We start from the raw sequence: 16,961 nt of genomic DNA, 5'->3' as shown, positions 1-16,961 counted from the left end.
CGGGACCCGGACGCACCGCGGCGGGGTACGGGAGGCGCGTCGCCCTCCCGTACCCCGCCGCGTCGGCGTGTCCGTGCGCGGGCCGGTGCCCGCGCACGGACTCACCAGATCGCCTCGACCCACTCCGGGTGGTCGATGAACGGGTTCCGGTTGCGCTGGTAGGTGCTGTAGATGATCTCGTTGCGCTTGCGCTCGAACGCGTCCGGCGGGTCCTCGTCGTTCCACCGCTTCAGCACCGAGAGCCGCCCGTGGTACGGGGCGCTGCCGTTGGTGACGGTGTCGTTGGGCTCCAGGTCGGGCCAGCCGTCGGTGCCCTCGTAGCGGACGGCCATGTACAGGATCATGCGGGCCACGTCGCCCCTGTCGGCGGCGCGCGGCTCGAAGGAGTCGGCGTCCGTGTAGCTGCCCGGGGCGCCGCTGACGGGGCTGCCGCCGAGGTCGAAGTCCTTGTTGCCGCGGATGGCGTTGACCTGGACGTCGGCGGGGCGCAGGTGGTGCAGGTCCGTGCCGGGGCCGGCGGAGGTGCCGAAGTCGCCGTGGGACTGCGCCCACACGTGCTCGCGGTTCCAGTCGCCGACGTCTCCTCCGTTGAGGGCCTTGCTGCGGGAGGCGCCGCTGTAGAGGAGGCGGACGTTGGCGCTGTTGGCCGGGTCCTCGTCCGTCTGCTTCAGGGCGGTCCAGACGGTCGAGTACGAGATCTTCGTCTGGTCGCGGATGATCCCGTGCAGGGCGGTCTTCAGGCTCGCGCCGGTCTTCCCGGCGGCGTTCGCGTAGTAGGTGTCGTCGTACGCGGTGACGGTGGCGGTCGCGCCGGCCGTGGCCGGGGCGGGCCGCGGGGCCGTGGCCGCCGTGGCGCCGGGCACGACCATCCCGGTGAGGAGGGCGGCGGCCAGGACGGGGACCGTCCAGCGCCGGGTGTTTCCGGCCGGGGAAGACGGCATGGGGGAGTCCTTTCCCGAGGTGGGGTCACGGGGGAACGGGGTGGACGTCGAGCGCGTTCTACGCGGGTTGACGGGTGCGGTGAGGGGAGAGTGCCATGGACATGGCTACCTGTGCGTGAACGTCGTGCGACGGTCCTGTGTCTTTGTCATGGACGTGTCGCAATGGCCGAAAACCGCCCCGTACCGGGAAAGCGGGGGACAGGACGGACCGCCCGCGGGCACACGGCGGACCACCCGTGCCGACACCGGACGGACCCGCCCGCGGCCGCCGGACGGCGCCCCGACGCGGGCGCGGCGGAGGCGTACCCCGGCCCGGGCCCGTGGGCCGGAAGTCCTAGGCCGAAAGGAGGGACCTGGCCCGACCCGCCGCCCCCCGGGATGAAAATCGGACCCGCTCCTGTTGGTGCCTTCCGGTAGACCAGCGGAGAAACGGGAGGCGCGGGACGTGGTGTCGGCGGCGGGGGACCAGGAGCGGAAACCGGGGCGGAAAGCGGAGCGGGGCTGGGCCGGCCGGCTCTGGCAGTACGCGTGGCGGCACCGGCTGGACGTCGTCCTCGCCCTCGGGTCGTCGCTCGGCGGCATGGCCGTCATGGCGTTCGTCCCGCTCATCACCAAGATCGTCATCGATGACGTGATCGGCGGGGGCGACGGCTCCCTCGGCACGTGGATCGGCGTCCTGATCGGCGCGGCCCTCGCCGTGTACGCCCTCACCTACGTCCGCCGCTACTACGGCGGGCGGCTCGCCCTCGACGTCCAGCACGACCTGCGCACCGAGATGTACGCGACGATCACGCGACTCGACGGGCGGCGGCAGGACCAACTCTCCACCGGGCAGGTCGTCGGCCGCGCCACCAGCGACCTCCAGCTCATCCAGGGCCTGCTGTTCATGCTCCCGATGACCCTCGGGAACGTCCTGCTCTTCCTCATCTCCCTCGGCATCATGGCGTGGCTCTCCCCGCCGCTCACCCTCGTCGTCCTCGCCGTGGCCCCCGCCCTGTGGTTCATCGCCCGGCGCAGCCGCACCCGCCTGCACCCGGCCACCTGGTACGCCCAGGCCCAGGCCGGGCACGTCGCGGGCGTCGTCGACGGCGCCGTCACCGGCGTCCGCGTCGTCAAGGGCTTCGGCCAGGAGGAGCAGGAGACCGACAAGCTCCGCGAGGCGAGCCGGACCCTGTTCGCCGGCCGGCTGCGCACCATCCGGCTCAACGCCCGCTACACCCCCGCCCTCCAGGCCGTCCCCGCGCTCGGCCAGGTCGCCATGCTCGCCCTCGGCGGCTGGCTGGCGACCCGCGGCGAGATCACCCTCGGCACCTTCGTCGCCTTCTCCACCTATCTCGCCCAGCTCGTCGGCCCGGTCCGCATGCTCGCCATGGTCCTCACCGTCGGCCAGCAGGCCCGCGCCGGCGCCGAACGGGTGCTGGAACTCATCGACACCGAGCCCGTCATCCGCGACGGCACACGGGCACTGGACCCCGACGCCCCCGTGGGCGTCGAGTTCGACGACGTCTCCTTCGGCTACGAGGACGGGCGGCCCGTCCTCGACGGGTTCTCGCTGAGCATCCGCCCCGGCGAGACCGTCGCCGTGGTCGGCGCCTCCGGCAGCGGCAAGTCCACCGTCTCGCTGCTCGTGCCCCGCTTCTACGACGTCACCGGCGGCGCCGTCCGCGTCGGCGGCCACGACGTGCGCGAGCTGACCCTGGAGTCCCTGCGCGCCGCCGTCGGACTCGTACCGGAGGACAGCTTCCTCTTCTCCGACACCGTCCGCGCCAACATCGCCTACGGGCGGCCCGACGCGACGCCCGAGGAGGTCGAGGCCGCCGCCCGCGCCGCCCAGGCCCACGGTTTCGTCACCGCCCTCCCCGACGGGTACGACACCACCGTCGGCGAACACGGCCTCACCCTCTCCGGCGGGCAGCGCCAGCGCATCGCCCTCGCCCGGGCGATCCTCACCGACCCCCGGCTGCTCCTCCTCGACGACGCCACCTCCGCCGTCGACGCGCGCGTCGAGCACGAGATCCACGAGGCCCTCCGGTCCGTGATGGCGGGCCGCACCACGCTCCTCATCGCGCACCGCCGCTCCACGCTCGGCCTCGCCGACCGGATCGCCGTCCTCGACGGCGGCCGCCTCTCCGACCTCGGCACCCACGACGAGCTCCAGGCCCGCTCGCCGCTGTACCGGCGGCTCCTCACCGACCCCGACGGGCTGGGCGGCGTCTCCCCCGGCCACACCCTCCCCGCCGGCACACCGGCCGACGAGGCGGCCGAGCACACCGTCCGGGACGAGATCGACGCCGAGTTCGACGCCGAGCGCGGCATCACCCCCGCCCTGTGGGACCGCGAGACGGCCGGCACCGGCCACGACGCCACACCCGGCGCCACGCCCGAGCTGCTCGCCCAGGTCGCGGCGCTGCCCCCGGCCGACGGCACCCCGGACGTCGACGAGGACCGGGCCGTACGCCCCGAGGAGTCGTACGGGCTGCGCCGGCTGCTGCGCGGCTTCGGCCTGCCGCTCCTCGCCAGCCTGCTGCTCGTCGCGGTCGACGCCGGCATGGGCCTGCTGCTGCCGGTGCTGATCCGGCACGGCATCGACGAGGGCGTCACGCAGCTCGCGCTGGGCGCGGTCTGGGTGGCGTCCGCGCTCGCCCTGCTGGCCGTCGCCGCGCAGTGGGCGGCGCAGTCCGGCGAGGTCCGGATGACCGGGCGGACCGGCGAACGCGTCCTCTACGCCCTGCGCCTGAAGATCTTCGCCCAGCTCCAGCGGCTCGGCCTCGACTACTACGAGCGCGAGCTGACCGGGCGCATCATGACCCGGATGACGACCGACGTCGACGCCCTGTCGACGTTCCTCCAGACCGGGCTCGTCACCGCCTTCGTCTCCGTGGTGACCTTCTTCGGGATCATGGTCGCCCTCGTCGTCATCGACGTGGAGCTCGCCCTCGTCGTCTTCGCCACGCTGCCCCCGCTGGTCGTCGGGACCGTCTTCTTCCGGCGGGCCAGCGTCCGGGCGTACGAGCTGGCCCGCGAGCGGATCAGCGTCGTCAACGCCGACCTGCAGGAGTCCGTGGCGGGGCTGCGGATCGTGCAGGCCTTCCGCGGGGAGCGGTCGGGCGGTGCCCGGTTCACCGAGCGGAGCCTCGCCTACCGCGAGGCGCGGGTGCGCGGCCAGTGGCTGATCTCCGTGTACTTCCCCTTCGTCCAGCTGCTGTCGTCGCTCGCGGCGGCGGCGGTGCTGGTCGTCGGCGCCGGCCGCATCGAGGCCGGCACGCTCACGGCGGGCGCCCTCGTGGCGTACCTGCTCTACATCGACCTGTTCTTCGCGCCCGTACAGCAGCTGTCGCAGGTCTTCGACGGCTACCAGCAGGCGTCCGTGTCGCTGGGCCGCATGCAGGAACTGCTGCGCGAGCCCACCTCGACCGCCCCGGCGGCCGACCCCCGGCCGGTGCGCTCCCTCAAGGGCGAGATCGCCTTCGAGGGCGTGTCGTTCGCCTACGGCGACGACGAGCCGGCCCTCACCGGCGTCGACCTGCGCGTCCCCGCCGGACAGACGGTCGCCTTCGTCGGCGAGACCGGCGCCGGCAAGTCGACGCTCGTGAAGCTCGTCGCGCGGTTCTACGACCCGACGTCCGGCCGCGTCACCGTCGACGGCACCGACCTGCGGGAGCTCGACCTCACCGCGTACCGCCACCGCCTCGGCGTGGTGCCGCAGGAGGCGTACCTCTTCCCGGGCACCGTGCGCGACGCCATCGCCTACGGGCGGCCCGGCGCGAGCGACGCCGAGGTGGAGGCCGCGGCCCGCGCGGTCGGCGCCCACGACATGATCGCCACCCTCGACGGCGGCTACCTCCACGAGGTCGCCGAGCGCGGCCGCAACCTCTCCGCGGGCCAGCGGCAGCTGATCGCCCTGGCGCGGGCCGAGCTCGTCGACCCGGACGTGCTGCTGCTCGACGAGGCGACCGCGGCGCTCGACCTGGCGACGGAGGCGCAGGTCAACCAGGCCACCGACCGGCTGGCGGGCCGCCGCACGACCCTCGTCGTCGCGCACCGCCTCACCACGGCGGCCCGCGCCGACCGCGTCGTCGTGATGGACCACGGCCGCGTCGCCGAGGACGGGACCCACGACGAGCTCCTCGCCCGCGACGGCCACTACGCGCGGCTGTGGCGCACCTTCACCGGCGAGGCCGACCCCGAGCCCCGCCCCGAGCCGGAACGCGTCGCCTGACACCCGGGGCAGGGCGGGACGGGACGGGGCCGGCGGACGGCGGCGGGCGACGCCCGGCCGGCCGCGGTGCCGACCGCCCACGGCGCCCGCCACTGCGGGGGCGTCCGTGGTGCGTGACGCCCGTGGTGCGTGACGCCCGCGGGGTCGTGATGCCGCGGGTCCTGACGCCGGCCGGTTCGGGGCGCCCGCCGGTTCGGGGCGCCCGCGGGTCGTGATGCCCGCCGTTCGGGGCGCCGGCCGGTTCCGGGCGCCCCCGGCGGCGTGGTGCCTGCGGGGTGGTGGGTGCGCGGTGCGGTCGCCGGTCTCCCGGCCGGTTGAGTACGCCGCCCCGCCGTACCGGGTACGCGCGCTCATGCCCCGGCGCCCGCCGCCGCGCTGTGATCGGGGCATGACCGCGCACCCCGAGCCCGCCTCCCCTGGGCCCACCACCGCCCCCGCCCCCGGCTCCCCGGCCCCCGCCGTGACCGCCCTGCCCACCGTCACCGCCGCCGGAGCACGCCGCGTGGCCGGGTTCGCCGCGCTCGCGCTCGCGCCCGCCTGGCTGTGCGCGTGGCTGGCGGTCGCCTTCAGCGACGACTTCGGCCGCTGCCTCACGTACGGCGAGCGGTGCACGGGCTGGCCGTCGTGGGTGGGCCAGGCGGCTTTCGTCGTCGCGGGGGCCGCCTGGTGCGCCGTGCTCCTCGTCGGCGGCCGGGGACGGTGGGTCCCGCCGGTCCGCCTGACCGCCCTGGCCGTACAGCTCGCCGCCGAGGCCGCGCTCGTCCTGTCCGTGCTGAGCCGCGCCTGACCCGGGCCCGCGGAGCGCACCCCGCGTCCCCAGCTGCCGCGTCTCGTCCCTCCCCCGCCTCTCCCGCGTCCCGCGCCTCTACGCCGCCCGGCGCCTCCCACGCACCCCGCGTCCCCAGCTGCCCCCCCCCGGCCGGGAACGCGCCCCGCGCCGGGAACGCGCGTCCCGGAGGGCAACCCTCCGCCGCGCTCCCGCGTCGTACGCCAGTACGGGGTCGAAACGAGGGAGTCGCGGTGTTCGGTCGAGGCACGGGTACGTCCGGATGGCGGCGGAAGGTCGCCCACGGGGTCGCGGTGGCCGTCGCCGCGGGGGCGCTCGGCCTCGCCGGGCCGGCCGTCGCACCCGCCGGGGCCGCCGGTACGGCGTGCCCCGGGCGGCTCGCCAAGACCGTCCGGTTCGCCACCGGTGAGCTGCGCGTCTACAAGAACCGCCAGTACGCCTGCGCCGTCACCGTCGCCAAGGCCGGCCCCCGCCGTGCCATGTCCGTCACCCTGCAGCCGCGCGGCGCCCGCGCCGTCGTCGACGCCGGGCGGTTCACCCGGCAGGCCGGGCCCGTCAGCGTGCACGCCCTCAACCGCTGTGTGCGCGCGGCCGGCAGCGTCTCCGGACGGGGCACCGCCACTGGCTGGATCCTGTGCTGACACCACGTCGGAAATAACCGGTCGGGTCTGGTCATGCACACGCGCACCCCAGTAGGTTCGCCGCGACCGCAGTGAACCCAGTGGAAGGCAGCGCATGCGCACGACGCTCAGATGGCTGCTGTCGCTCGTGGTGCTCATAGGCACCGTGGGCACGGCCGGCACGGCCACCGCCGCCGGACAGGACAGCACCGCCGTGGACATCAAGGAACGCGTCCTCGCGATCCCCGGGATGTCCCTCATCGAGGAGAAGCCCTACCCCGGCTACCGCTTCTTCGTCCTGAACTACACCCAGCCGGTCGACCACCGCCGCCCCGGGAAGGGCACCTTCAAGCAGCGCCTCACCCTGCTGCACAAGGACACCAGCCGCCCCACCGTCTTCTACACCAGCGGCTACCACGTCAGCCCCGACCCGCGCCGCAGCGAGCCCACCCGGATCGTCGACGGCAACCAGGTCTCCCTGGAGTACCGCTACTTCAGCCCGTCCCGCCCCCAGCCCGCCGACTGGTCCAAGCTGGACATCTGGCAGGCCGCGTCCGACCAGCACCGCCTGTTCACCGCCCTGAAGAAGGTCTACGACCGCAAGTGGATCGCCACCGGCGGCTCCAAGGGCGGCATGACGGCCACCTACTACGAGCGGTTCTACCCGCGGGACATGGACGCCGTCGTCGCCTACGTGGCGCCCAACGACGTCGTGGAGAAGGAGGACTCGGCCTACGACCGGTTCTTCGCGACCGTCGGCACCGCCGAGTGCCGCGACCGGCTGAACGCCCTCCAGCGCGAGGCCCTCGTCCGCCGCGCGCCGCTCCAGAAGAAGTACGGCGACTGGGCCGCCGCCGAAGGCGCCACCTTCCGCACCGTCGGCAGCCTGGACAAGGCGTACGAGGCCGTCGTCCTCGACTTCGTGTGGGCGTTCTGGCAGTACCACGGCGAGCAGGACTGCGCGGGCCTCCCCGACGCCACCACCGCCACCGACGACGCCGTGTACGAGGCGATCGACACCTACTCCGGCTGGTCCTTCTACACCGACCAGGGCCTGGAGCCGTACACGCCGTACTACTACCAGGCGGCCACCGAGCTCGGCTCCCCGAGCCTGCGCGTGGACCACCTCAAGGGGCTCACCCGCTACGGCTACCAGCCGGCGCACACCTTCGTCCCGGACGACATCCCCGTCCGGTTCAAGCCGTGGGTGATGCGGGACGTCGACAGCTGGGTCCGCCACAACGCCCGCCGCATGCTCTTCGTCAACGGCGAGCGTGACCCGTGGGGCGCCGAGCCGTTCCGCGTCGACCGCGGCGCGAAGGACAGCTACGTCCTCACCGCGCCCGGCGCGAACCACGGCGCCAGCATCGCCGGCCTCGCCGCGCCCCAGCGCGAGGCGGCCACGGCGCGACTGCTGGAGTGGGCGGGCGTCGCCCCCGCCGCCGTCCGGGCCGACGCGGAGCGGGCGCAGCCGCTCGCCCGGTACGACGCGCGCCTCGACAAGCGCGACCTCCGGCGCGAGCCGACGCTCCGCCCGTAGGCGCCGCGCCCGCGCGCACCGCCGCCCCCCGGGCCGTACCCGGGGGGCGGCGGTGCGTCCGCGCTCAGTACGACAGGCCGTACCCGATCGGGTACAGCACCCGGGACGGGTCGTCCGCGCGCTGCACCGGGACGGGCAGCCGCCCCCCGGGGCGCACCCGCCCGGCGATGACCCGCGCGGCGGCCCGCAGCTCCACGTCGGTCCACGCGTACGTGGCGAGGAGGGCCCGCTGCCCCGTCAGGTGGGCGGCGTCGTACGGGTTGCGGATCGCCACGACCACCACCGGCACGCCCGTCGCCGCCAGCCGCGCGACGAGGGTGCGCTGCGCGCTCGTCGCCGAGACGTTGTACGTGCCGACGACGACCGCGTCCCGCCCGGCCGCCGCCGCCACCGCCTGCTCGATGCGGGCCGCGGTGGGAGCGGTGCCGGTGGACAGCGCGGTGGTGGCGAACCCCAGCTCGCCGAGGGCCGCGGCGAGCGTCGCCGTCGGCGGACCGGTCGTCCCCGACGGCGAGGCCGGATCGGCGCCGACGACGAGCACGTCCCGGTGGGTGAGGCGGTTCAGGGGCAGCAGGCCGCCCTCGTTGGCGAGCAGCGTCGTCGTCGCCCCGGCGATGCGGTCCGCGGCGTCCAGGTGCGCGCGCCGGCCGACCACGCGGTCCACGCCCTCGCGCGTCACGTAGGGGTCCCGGAACAGGCCCAGGCGCGCCTTCAGCCGCAGGATCCGCAGAACCGATTCATCGATCCGGGCCCGGTCGAGCTCCCCGCCGCGCACCGCGGCGAGGACCGCCTTCCACGCCAGGTCCAGGTCCGGCGGGTTGAGGAGCTGGTCGCACCCGGCCTTCAGCGCCAGCACCGGCACCCGGTCGTCGCCGTACTTGGTCCGCACGCCCTCCATGCCGAGCGAGTCGGTCACCACCACCCCGTCGTAGCCCAGCTCCTCGCGCAGGATGCCGGTGAGGATGGGCCGCGACAGGGTCGCCGGGTCCTCCGCCGAGTCCAGGGAGGGCACGACGATGTGCGCCGTCATCACCGCGTCGATGCCGGCGGCGACCGCCGCCCGGAACGGCGGCGCGTCCAGGGCGTCCCACTGCTCGCGCGTGTGGTGGATGTACGGCAGCTTGGTGTGGCTGTCGTCCGTGGTGTCGCCGTGGCCGGGGAAGTGCTTCGCCGTCGCCGCGACGCCCGCCCCCTCGTACCCCTTCACCTGCGCGGCGACCAGCCGGGCCACGGCCCGCGGGTCCGCGCCGAAGGAACGCACGCCGATGACCGGGTTGGCGGGGTTGACGTTCACGTCCGCGACCGGCGCGTAGTTCTGCCGGATGCCCAGCGCGGCCAGCTCCGTCCCCGCGATGTGCGCCGCCCGCCGGGCCAGGTCGCGCGAACCGGCCGCGCCGAGGGCCATCGCGCCCGGCACGAGCGTCGCCGGCTCGCCGACGCGGGCGACGATGCCGTGCTCCTGGTCGGTCGAGACGAGCAGCGGCACCGGCGTCCGCTGCGCGAGGCCGGCGCGCTGGATCCCGTTGGACAGGTCGGCGATCTGGTGCGGGTCGCGGGTGTTGTGCGCCCACGTGAAGTAGATGATGCCGCCGACGTGGTACCGGGCGACCAGCTCGGCGGCGGAGCGGACGCCGATCTCGCGGAGGTTGGCGTCGACGTCGGACTGGTCGGGGTCGGTCGCGGAGTGCCCGTACACCCGCATGACGAAGAGCTGACCGACCTTCTCCTCTAGGGTCATGCGGTCGACGATCCGCGCGAGGCGCCGCTCCTCGGCGGCGTCGGCGGCGCCGTCGGCGACGGCGGTGCGGGGGACGATCGCGGTGGCGGCGGCCGCGGCGGCGGTGGCGGCGAGGACGGTGCGTCTGGAGGTGGCCCGGTGGTGCACTGGTGCTCCTTCCGGCCGTACGTGACGAGGGATGAAGGAAACTTCCGAGGAGTCACGCTTAGGCGAAAGTAACTGCCGGGTCAAGGATGCGCGCGGACACCGGCCCCCCGACGACGCCCGTGGCGGCACACCGCCGACGGCGCCGGCGGGGACGCCTCCTAGGGTGACGGTCATGGACACCTCGACGTACTTCTCCGAACTCTTCTCGCTGGACGGCCGCGTGGCCGTGGTGACCGGCGGCAGCTCCGGCATCGGGCGGGCCATCGCCGAGGCGCTGGCCCGGGCCGGCGCCGCCGTCGTGGTCGTCGCACGCCGGGAGGCCGAGCTGGACGCGACGGTCGGGGAGCTGCGGGCGCTGGGATGCCGGGCGGCCCGGGTCAGCGCCGACCTGGCGACACGGGACGGCGTGCGCGCCGCCGCCGACGGCGCGGTCGCCGCGTTCGGCGAGCCGGACATCCTGGTGAACTGCGCGGCGGTCAACCTGCGCCCGCCCTTCGGGGAGCTCGGCGAGGACGTGTGGGACACCACGATGGCGGTGAACCTGGACGCGCCGTTCCTGCTGGGGCAGCGGTTCGGGCCGGGCATGGCCGAGCGGGGCCACGGCCGCATCATCCACGTCTCCTCCCAGCAGGCGCACCGCGCGTTCGTGCAGAGCGGCGCCTACGGGGTCTCCAAGGGCGGGCTGGAGTCACTGGCCCGCTCGCAGGCGGAGGCGTGGTCGCCGTACGGCGTCACCTGCAACACCCTCGTGCCGGGCTTCGTCATGACGCCCCTCAACTCCCACCTGTCGGCCCAGCCCGGGAAGGTCGCCGCCCTCGCCGACCGCACCCTGGTGGGCCGCAACGGACTGCCCGGGGACTTCGCCGGGGCCGCCGTCTTCCTCGCGAGCCGCGCCTCGGCCTACGTCACCGGCCAGTCCGTCTACGTCGACGGCGGGTTCCACGCCCACTGAGCCCCGACCCGCCACCGCCCACCCGCGCCCGCGGCGGTCAGCCGCGCACCGTCACCCCGTACCGGGTGCGCAACCGCCGCAGCTCCCACCACGCCACGGCCGTCACCGACGCGGGCCCGCCCAGCAGCGCGCACCACTGCACCAGCGGCGGGCCCGGCGGTGGCCCGCCGTAGTACAGGTTGATCCCCGCCAGCTCCCACACCAGCACCCCCGTCAACAGCGCCGGCAGCACGGGGTGGACACCCGCGGCGTTGAACGCGCCGCGCACCGCCCGCGCCGACGCGAACGCCAGGAACATCGCCGCCCAGGCCAGCAGCACGAGCAGCACGAGCAGCACCAGCGCCACCACCAGCTCGGACGCGTCCAGCTTCGTCCCGTCCGACGCGAGCAGCTGCATCCCGACCAGGAGCAGGACGGGGGCGCTCAGCGCGCCGAGGTACCACAGCACCGCCCGCACCGCCGGGCGCAGCCCCGCCCGCATGCGCGGACGCATCGCCGGCGGTGCCAGCCGGAACACCACGAGCACCACCACGGGCGCGGTCAGCAGCAGCAGCCACGGCGTCAGCGCCAGCCGCATCACGAACTGCTCCTGCGCCTGGTCCCAGTCGGCGGACGTGCCGTAGACGGCGAGGATGAGGACGGACGCGGTCGCCGCCGCCCACGCCCTGGTCGTCTGCACCCGGACGACGTGCGGGTCGACGCCGAACCGCGCCTCGGACGGGAAGACCTGCCGCGCCTTGTTCCGGGCCGCGCGGAGCATGGGGTAGCCGACCAGCAGCGCGAGGAACGGCCACACGCAGCACATCAGCGGCACCCACAGCACCGGCTGCACGTACCCGAACAGCTCCCGCAGGGTGGGCCACTCGTCGTCACGGAACCGCCGCCACAGCGAGGGCCGCGGCGGCGGCCGACGCGGCCCCGGCACGTACGGGGCGCCACCGTACGGATACGGAGCACCCGGGTGGGGAGCACCCGGATACGGCGGCCCCGGATACGGGGCACCCGGGTACGGCGGTGCCCCCGCGGGCGGATCGCCACCCTGCGGGGGCCACCCGCCCCCGTACGGACCATTTCCCCCGAACGACACGTCGACGTCCCTCCCAGCCCACCCGCGAACACCACCGACCGACAGTCAGCCCCCCCCGCGCACCCGCGGGACGGCCCACCGACCGACAGTCAACCCCCCGCGCGCCCCGCACGGCGGCCACCATGGCACAACGCCCACCACACGCCCACTTCACGCCCACGGGACACCCACCCCACACCCGCCCGGCCCGTCACCACCCCAGGTGCGTGAAGCCGGCCCACCCCGCCAGGTCCCCGGCGTCGATCCGCCGCACCCGCGGCAGGAGGGCGCCCGGCATGCCGGGCGGCGCCTGGCGCCCCTCGTCCAGCATCCACAGCTGGGCACTCCTCAGGGCCCGCCCCGGCGTCTGCCCCTCCCGGGCCATGTAATGGTGCGTCATGTACATCAGCAGCGACGTCGCCTCGTCCGGCACCGGCCACAGCGACCCGACCACCGACCGGGCACCCGCCACGAGGAACGCGGTGGCCAGGCTGTACGCCTCGTCGTAACCGCGGCCCGACACGTTCGTCCGGCACGCGGCGAGCAGCACCACGTCGAGCCCGCCGAACCGGTCCGCCGACTCCGTCAGCTCCTCCGCCGCCAACCGCCCGCCCAGCAGTTCCAGATAGGCGCTGTGGCGCTCACCCGGCCGCACCACGCCGTGGCAGGCCAGGTGCAGCAGCCCGCCGCGCTGCCCCCGCAGCCACTCCGTCACCGCCCGCGGCGTCGCGTCCCCGGGCCCCAGCAGCACCCCACCGGGGTGGAACGCCGCGTGCACGGCCCGCGCCTCCTCGCCCGCGTGCGGCAGGTCCCGCGTCGGGTCACCGACGACGAGCGCCTGCCGCGCCCCGGCGGCCGGCCGGGCCGCCACCTCGCACAGCACCCGCGCCGACGGCACGTACGACACCCGCGCCTCCTGGCAGACGTAGCGGTACCGGCCCCGCCGCCCCCGCACCCGCGCGGCGTGCCAGGGCACCATGCCCAGCTCCGCCATGGGCACCAGCACCACGGACGGGACGCCGCCCAGACGGCGCGGCAGCTGCCGCAACAGCGGCTCCATCACCGTGGCGCCCGCCCAGTCGCACAGCCGCTCCAGCGCGGCCCGCCCGTCCGCCGACGGACGGGCGGCCCCGGCCGCGGCGGGGTGCGCGGGCGGCCTGCCCGCGTCCCGGCCCGGCGCGCCCACGTCCCGGTACTCGGCGAGCGGCGAGCCGTCCACCACCAGCCCCGGCAGCCGCAGGTACCGCACCGACCCGTCCGGCGCGACGACCACCGCCGCGCCCGGATGGTCCTCCTCGGCCGGCACCAGGTACACCAGCGCGTCCGCGCCCAGGGCGCGCAGCGCGGCGGCGGTCTCGGACAGCGCCGGCACCTCCAGCAGCCGCCGCTGGTGCGGCGACGCGGCGAGGACGTCCAGGACGCGCCGCCGCAACCGGCTCGACGGGCCCTGCGCGGCGGGCGCCGGCAGCCCCGCGGCCGACTCCGGTACGACCGCACCGGCGCCCCGCCACTCCCGGGCAAGGTCCGGGTGCCCGAGCCCCGCCAACATGTCGGGCACCGTCACCGCGACCGTCGCCGCGTGCAGGACACCGCCACGGCCGGCGTCCAGGGCGCGCACGGCGTCCTCGTACGCCCCGTCGGCCAGACACCAGCGGGCCACCTCCAGCGCGTGCCACGCCGCGTGCCGGCCGGTGTCCGCGGCGTGCCCGGTACCGGACTGGAGCAGTACGCCCCGCGCTCCGGTCCGCACTCCCTCCATCCCGAGCCGCCGTGACGCGTCCCGGTTCAGCCGGGCGGCCCGCCGGTCCGCCACCTGCGCGTCACCCCGCATGCGGCAGGCGCGCGCCAGGGACTGGGTGATGTTGTGCCACAGCGGGTGCTCGGGCCCGCCCGCCTGCCGCCGCGCGTGGTCCAGCCACGCGATGCCCTGGTCGAGCAGGACCGGGCGGTCCGCCGCGGAACCGGCCCCCAGGGCGGCGAGCACGACATGGGAGACACCGAGGACGAGCGCGTACCGCGTCCACCGCTCGTCACCCGGTTCGAGCAGCTCCATCGCCTCGTGCAGCAGCTCCACCGCCTCGGAGAGCCGCACCGGATCGCGGGCGAGCATCCCGTGGCCGCCCCGGCCGATCGCCACCTCCCCCAGCCGGTCCGCCCGCGCGTCGTCGGGCAGCACGTCCAGCTCCCGCCGCAGCTCCTCCAGCGGCGGGGCCGCCGACTGCGCCAGCTCGGGGTCGAACCGGCCGGTCCGCATCCCCTGGAGCGCCGCCAGGTGGGCGCGCATGGTGTCCAGGTTCGCGCGGAGCGCCGGCCGGTCCGCGTGCTCGGCCGGCATCCGGGCGACGCACCCGTCCAGTACCGCGATGTGCTCCGCCAGGGCCGCCTCGTCCTGGCGCCGCGCGGCCTGACGGCCCCGGAACGCCGCGAGCTGACCCGCCAGCACCACGCGGTCCTCGTCCTCCCACAGCGGCGACTCCGCCAGCTCGGCCAGGTCCTCGACCGCCGAGTCGAAGTCGTCCTCGCCGCCGCTCAGCTGCGCCAGCTGGGCACGCAGGCTCGCGTGGGTCGTCCGGAACGCGAAGTGCTCCGGGCTGCGGGACTCGACCAGGGACATCGCCTCGTCCACCCGCGCCAGCGCCTCCTCCAAGGCCGCCGGCCCGGCCCCCGTGTCCCGCAGCGCGGTCAGGGCGCTCAACCCGGGCACGTTCGCCTGCCAGCGCACCTCCTGCGGGCCGTGCTCCCGCAACTCCCGCAGCAGCTCCTCGCGCTCCGCCCGCCGCCGGGCGACGGCGTCGGCCCGGTCGAACTGGAGCATCGGCAGGAGCGACAGGATCTGCCCGGCCCGCATGCCCGACATGACCGTGGCCCGGGGAAGCGCCCGCCAGTCCCGGTACATCCGGTCGAACGCCGCGTCGGCGGTGGCGCAGCCGAGCCGCTCGCACACCAGCGACGTGACCCGGGCCAGGGCCTCGGAGCCGGTGCCGAGCCGCTCCCAGGTGTCCTTGACCTCCCACGTCACGGCGTTCAGGTCGTACGGGATCTCCGGCATACCCAGCCCCCTCCGGCTTCGTCACCGGACGCCACGCTAGCGGCGGGGGCGGCCGCGTTCCGGCCGAACGCCGGTCGTCACCCGGCCACGAGCCCCGCCAGGTGCTCCCGGCCCGCCGCGAGGAGCCCCGGCAGCGGCGGCGCGTCCGGGTACCAGCGCCGCTCGTACTCCCAGCACAGCCAGCCGTCCCGGTCCAGCAGCCCCACGCAGGCGTCCAGCGGCAGGGCGCCCGCGCCCAGCGGCACCGGCGTCGGGTCGTCGACCGACGGGCAGTCCTTGACCTGCACGTACCCCAGGTACGGGGCCAGCAGGCCGTGCGTACGCCGCGGCTCCTCACCCGCCCGCCACGCGTGCATCACGTCCCACACGGCGCCCACCTGCGGGTGGCCCACGGCGGCCACCACCCGCGCCACGTCGGCGCCCGTCGCGTGCGAGTCGTGGTTCTCCAGCAGGATCCGCACGTCCAGCTCCGTCGCGACCTCCGCCGCCGCCCCCAGCCGCCGCGCCGCGACGGCGTCCGCCGCGTCCTGCGGCTGCTCCCCGCCCCCTGGCAGGACCCTCACGTAGGGCGCCCCCAGGTCGGCGGCGAGGTGCAGGAGCCGGTACAGCTCCTCGTACACCTCCTCGTCGTCCCCCTCGGCGGCCACCCGGGCGTACCCGGCGACGCCGAGGACCTCCACCCCGCCCGCCGCGAACGCCGCCACCACGTCGCGCCGCTCGTGCGCGACGAGGCCCGGGTGCACCGGTTCCTCGGGGTGGGCCCGCAGCTCCACCCCTTGGTAGCCGGCCTCGCCCGCCAGCCGCACCACGTCGTCAACTGCCATTCCGGGGACCCCGAGGGTCGAGAACGCGTACCTCATCCAAGGAAGCTACCCCGCCCCCCGCGATCCACCGCGCGACCCGCGTGCCATGATCGACCGACGTCGAGGAGCGGAAGGATCACCGGGCGGTGGACGAGGAGACGCACCTGCGCCGCCACGGTCTGCACCCGGCCGGCCCACGGCTGGACGAGGTCCGCGCCGTACTCGCGGAGCAGACCCGCCTGGAGCGCGGCGCGCAGGGCGACGGCGACACGGAACTGATGAAGCTGTGCTGCGTCCAGCTCTTCAACGCCGGCGACCCCCGGGACACCCCGCTCGTCTGGGCCGCGAAGACCGCGAGCATGGACGCCGGCTGCTCGATCGAGACCCGTCTCCTGTGCGGCGCCGGCCTCCCCGAGACCAGGGCGTACCTGACCGCCCACCCGTCGCCGGCGTCCGAGGCGACGCTGACGCACCTACGAGAACGCGCCGCCGACTTCGGGGCGTTCACCCCGCGACTCGTCACCGCCCAGTACCGGGCGTACTACGCGGACTGACGTGCCCCGCGGCCGTGCAGCGGCCACCACGCCGTCGATGCCGGTGGGTGGGGTCGGGGGCGCGCGGGGTCACCTCCTCGGGGCCGGCGGCCCTGGGCACTGGACAACGGAACCCACCCGACGCCGCCAACCCCTGCGGGGGCAACCCCCCACGCTCCCTCCCAGGCCGGACGACGGCGAGCCGGCCGAGGCGGCGGGGGCCGGCAAGGCCGACGGTACGCACGACCGGCCACCGCGTCCTACGCGGCCTGCCCCGCCCCGTCGGTCCGGGCGTACGCGGTGAACGCCCTCCACGCGGTGTGCGAGAGGGTGAGCGGCGCGACGCCGAAGTCCTTGGAGTCGCGGACGTGGACCACACGACGCGTGAGGGCCACCTCGACGCAGTTGTCACCTGCGCTGCCGCTGTGACTGCTCTTGAACCATTGCAGGTCTCTGGCGCTCATGGGGCTCCTCGCAACTGCTTCAACAGGCCGACCGAAGCAACGGGGTTCGAGGGCCTGTCCCTGCATCCTCCCAAAGCGCTGCAGCATCGCACTGGCCCTGAT

12 protein-coding genes are annotated in these 16,961 nt (G+C 75.4%); 6 read left to right on the top strand and 6 right to left on the bottom strand.

Annotated elements, in window-relative coordinates; translation table 11 throughout:
• Nucleotides 1–101 precede the first annotated feature (101 nt).
• A complete protein-coding gene (locus NRO40_RS10155) occupies nt 102–941 on the bottom strand; it encodes an endonuclease I family protein (protein WP_058942104.1) in 840 nt (279 codons plus the stop codon).
• A 445-nt stretch (nt 942–1,386) separates the two neighbouring features.
• Between NRO40_RS10155 and NRO40_RS10150 the strand changes: the two genes are divergently transcribed.
• From NRO40_RS10150 to NRO40_RS10135, 4 genes are all read left to right on the top strand, one after another.
• Entirely contained in the window at nt 1,387–5,160 is a 3,774-nt protein-coding gene (locus tag NRO40_RS10150; protein WP_058942105.1) for an ABC transporter ATP-binding protein, read from the top strand.
• 388 nt (nt 5,161–5,548) lie between these two features.
• Nucleotides 5,549–5,947, top strand: coding sequence for a hypothetical protein (locus tag NRO40_RS10145; protein ID WP_058942106.1), 399 nt, complete (start codon nt 5,549–5,551; stop codon nt 5,945–5,947).
• A gap of 233 nt (nt 5,948–6,180) precedes the next feature.
• On the top strand, nt 6,181–6,588 hold the full coding sequence (locus tag NRO40_RS10140) for a hypothetical protein (protein ID WP_058942107.1): 408 nt from the start codon (nt 6,181–6,183) through the stop codon (nt 6,586–6,588).
• A gap of 94 nt (nt 6,589–6,682) precedes the next feature.
• Nucleotides 6,683–8,107, top strand: a complete 1,425-nt coding sequence (locus tag NRO40_RS10135) for a S28 family serine protease (RefSeq protein WP_058942108.1) — start codon at nt 6,683–6,685, stop codon at nt 8,105–8,107.
• A gap of 64 nt (nt 8,108–8,171) precedes the next feature.
• Here NRO40_RS10135 and NRO40_RS10130 read toward each other — a convergent pair whose 3' ends face one another.
• Nucleotides 8,172–9,992: a glycoside hydrolase family 3 protein gene (locus tag NRO40_RS10130; RefSeq protein ID WP_058942109.1), complete on the bottom strand. Its 1,821-nt coding sequence runs from the start codon at nt 9,990–9,992 to the stop codon at nt 8,172–8,174.
• 172 nt (nt 9,993–10,164) lie between these two features.
• Between NRO40_RS10130 and NRO40_RS10125 the strand changes: the two genes are divergently transcribed.
• Complete coding sequence (locus NRO40_RS10125; protein ID WP_058942110.1) at nt 10,165–10,944, top strand: SDR family NAD(P)-dependent oxidoreductase; 780 nt, start codon at nt 10,165–10,167, stop codon at nt 10,942–10,944.
• 37 nt (nt 10,945–10,981) lie between these two features.
• On the opposite strand, the gene NRO40_RS10120 is transcribed toward NRO40_RS10125, so the two are convergent.
• The 3 genes from NRO40_RS10120 to NRO40_RS10110 form a co-directional block, all read right to left on the bottom strand.
• Nucleotides 10,982–11,869, bottom strand: a complete 888-nt coding sequence (locus tag NRO40_RS10120) for a hypothetical protein (protein ID WP_198549330.1) — start codon at nt 11,867–11,869, stop codon at nt 10,982–10,984.
• Between the two features lie 352 nt (nt 11,870–12,221).
• Entirely contained in the window at nt 12,222–15,059 is a 2,838-nt protein-coding gene (locus NRO40_RS10115) for a CHAT domain-containing protein (RefSeq protein ID WP_058942111.1), read from the bottom strand.
• Nucleotides 15,060–15,136: 77 nt separating this feature from the next.
• The gene (locus tag NRO40_RS10110) at nt 15,137–15,919 is read right to left on the bottom strand and encodes a sugar phosphate isomerase/epimerase family protein (protein WP_058942112.1); all 783 of its coding nucleotides are present in this window, start codon (nt 15,917–15,919) and stop codon (nt 15,137–15,139) included.
• An 89-nt stretch (nt 15,920–16,008) separates the two neighbouring features.
• Here NRO40_RS10110 and NRO40_RS10105 point away from each other — a divergent pair, with 89 nt between their 5' ends.
• Entirely contained in the window at nt 16,009–16,416 is a 408-nt protein-coding gene (locus NRO40_RS10105) for a hypothetical protein (protein WP_058942113.1), read from the top strand.
• 239 nt (nt 16,417–16,655) lie between these two features.
• Here NRO40_RS10105 and NRO40_RS10100 read toward each other — a convergent pair whose 3' ends face one another.
• Nucleotides 16,656–16,859 carry a DUF397 domain-containing protein gene (locus tag NRO40_RS10100; RefSeq protein ID WP_058942114.1) on the bottom strand — a complete coding sequence of 68 codons (204 nt, stop codon included), beginning with the start codon at nt 16,857–16,859 and terminating at the stop codon, nt 16,656–16,658.
• Nucleotides 16,860–16,961 lie beyond the last annotated feature (102 nt).

The organism is Streptomyces changanensis (genome assembly GCF_024600715.1).
GTDB lineage: Bacteria > Actinomycetota > Actinomycetes > Streptomycetales > Streptomycetaceae > Streptomyces > Streptomyces changanensis.
This window is presented reverse-complemented; position numbering and strand designations above follow the sequence as displayed.